Origin of the sequence: Inquilinus limosus MP06, from assembly GCF_000767795.1 — a bacterium.
Taxonomy (GTDB): domain Bacteria; phylum Pseudomonadota; class Alphaproteobacteria; order DSM-16000; family Inquilinaceae; genus Inquilinus; species Inquilinus limosus_E.
Window position 1 is genome coordinate 1 of record NZ_JANX01000806.1, and the last position, 2,087, is coordinate 2,087.

At 68.5% G+C, this 2,087-nt stretch carries 3 protein-coding genes; all 3 read left to right on the forward strand.

The genetic code is table 11. The annotated features are described in order from the left end of the window. On the forward strand, window positions 1-351 hold a 351-nt coding region (dut, locus tag P409_RS32610; RefSeq protein WP_034848445.1), incomplete at its 5' end, for a dUTP diphosphatase. 3 nt (window positions 352-354) lie between these two features. After that, window positions 355-813 carry an RrF2 family transcriptional regulator gene (locus P409_RS32615; protein WP_034848448.1) on the forward strand — a complete coding sequence of 153 codons (459 nt, stop codon included), beginning with the start codon at window positions 355-357 and terminating at the stop codon, window positions 811-813. A 90-nt stretch (window positions 814-903) separates the two neighbouring features. Next, the gene (cysK, locus tag P409_RS32620; protein ID WP_034848451.1) at window positions 904-1,878 is read left to right on the forward strand and encodes a cysteine synthase A; all 975 of its coding nucleotides are present in this window, start codon (window positions 904-906) and stop codon (window positions 1,876-1,878) included. Window positions 1,879-2,087 lie beyond the last annotated feature (209 nt).

The window sequence follows — 2,087 nt, forward strand, 5'->3', positions numbered from 1 at the left end:
GTGGCGGAGCCGGTGACGGTGGCGCCCGGGCGCCGGGCGATGATCCCGACCGGCATCGCCATCGCCCTGCCGCGCGGCTGGGAGGCGCAGGTGCGCCCGCGCTCCGGCCTCGCCTTCAAGCACGGCATCACCATCGTCAACGCGCCCGGCACGATCGATTCCGACTATCGAGGCGAGATCGGCGTGGTGCTGATCAACCATGGCGACGAGCCGGTCGCCATCACCCGGGGCATGCGCATCGCCCAGATGGTCGTGGCCCGCCACGCGACCGTCATCTGGGAGGAGCAGCGGAGCCTCGACGCCACCGCCCGCGGCACGGGCGGCTATGGATCCACCGGAACGGGAGCCTGAGGGATGTTCCGACTGCCGAAGAAGATGCTGTTCGCGATCGAGGCGGTTCTCGACATCGCCTACAACGCCGTCGACACGCCGGTGCAGAGCGCCGAGATCACCAAGCGCCAGGGCATCCCGCGCCGGTATCTGGAGCAGGTGCTGCAGCAACTGGTGCGGGTCGACATCCTGACCGGGGTGCGCGGGCCACGCGGCGGCTATCGTTTGGCGCGGGAGCGCCGGCGCATCACCGTCGGCGAGATCGTGCGCGCCATCCGCTCGCTGGAGACCGCGGCCGATGACGAGGACGCGCTGCCGCCGGGATCGCGGCTGGGGCAGGAGATCGTCCGCCCCCTCTGGGCCGAGCTGCAGGAGGAGGCGGTCAAGAAGCTCGATGCCCTGAGCATCGAGGACCTGTCGAACCAGGCCCGCGACAAGGGCATCCCGCGGGAACGCGCCGCGCCGGTCGACTTCTCGATCTAGGCCTTCCTGCGCCGATCCGAGCGTCTGGCCTTCTCCAGGGCCGGCGCGTATAAATGTTGATCAACCAATTTAACGCCCTTGGAGAGTAATATGTCCTCTTCCACCGCCGGGAAGACCGAGTTCCGAGGCAAGATCTACGACTCGATCCTCGACACCATCGGCGCGACCCCGCTGGTGCGGGTGAAGAAGCTGGCTGCGGCCCATGACGCCAAGGCCGACATCCTGGCCAAGCTGGAGTTCTTCAACCCGCTGTCGAGCGTGAAGGACCGCATCGGCCTGGCGATGATCGAGGCGCTGGAGGCCGCGGGCAAGATCAAGCCGGGCGTCAGCACCCTGATCGAGCCGACCTCGGGCAACACCGGCATCGCGCTGGCCTTCGTCGCCGCGGCCAAGGGCTATCGCCTGATCCTGACCATGCCGGAGACCATGTCGGTCGAGCGGCGCAAGATGCTGAAGCTGCTGGGCGCCGAGCTGCACCTGACCGAGGGCCCGAAGGGCATGAAGGGGGCGATCGCCAAGGCCGAGGAGCTGGTCCAGACCATCCCGAACGCGATCATCCCGCAGCAGTTCGAGAACCCGGCCAACCCCGAGGTGCACCGCCGCACCACGGCCGAGGAGATCTGGAACGACACCGATGGCGGCGTCGACATCCTGATCTCCGGCGTCGGCACCGGCGGCACCATCACCGGCGTGGCCGAGGTGATCAAGCAGCGCAAGCCGGGCTTCAAGGCGATCGCGGTGGAGCCCGAGGACAGCCCGGTGCTGTCCGGCGGCAACCCGGGCCCGCACAAGATCCAGGGCATCGGCGCCGGCTTCGTGCCCGGGATCCTGAACACCAAGGTCATCGACGAGGTCGTGCGAATCTCGAACGAGCGGGCCTTCCAGGTCGCCCGCCAGGTCGCCAAGCTCGAGGGGCTGCCGGCCGGCATCTCCTCCGGCGCCGCCCTGGCCGCGGCGCTCGAGGTCGGCGCCCGGCCGGAGAACGAGGGCAAGAAGATCGTCGTGATCGTGCCGTCGATCGCCGAGCGCTACCTGTCGACCGCGCTGTTCGAAGGGCTGGATTAAGCTCCGCCTTCTCAGTGCGTGCGGGGGAAGCGGGCCTTCGGGCCCGCTTTTCACGAGTCCGTCCGATACTGCTGCTGGCGCGGCCGTCTGACGGCGGCGTCTCCGCTTCCGGTGCTCACGCACCAAATGTGCGTTGCGCTCCGGTTCTCGACGCCACCGCCAGCCGACTCACGCCAGCGCAGTCTCGAACGGCCTTTCATTTGGGTAAT

Excerpts from the sequence above, each read along its gene's own strand:
- P409_RS32615 (WP_034848448.1), top strand. The coding sequence starts at position 355 with ATGTTCCGACTGCCGAAGAAGATGCTGTTCGCGATCGAGGCGGTTCTC.
- cysK (WP_034848451.1), top strand. The coding sequence starts at position 904 with ATGTCCTCTTCCACCGCCGGGAAGACCGAGTTCCGAGGCAAGATCTAC.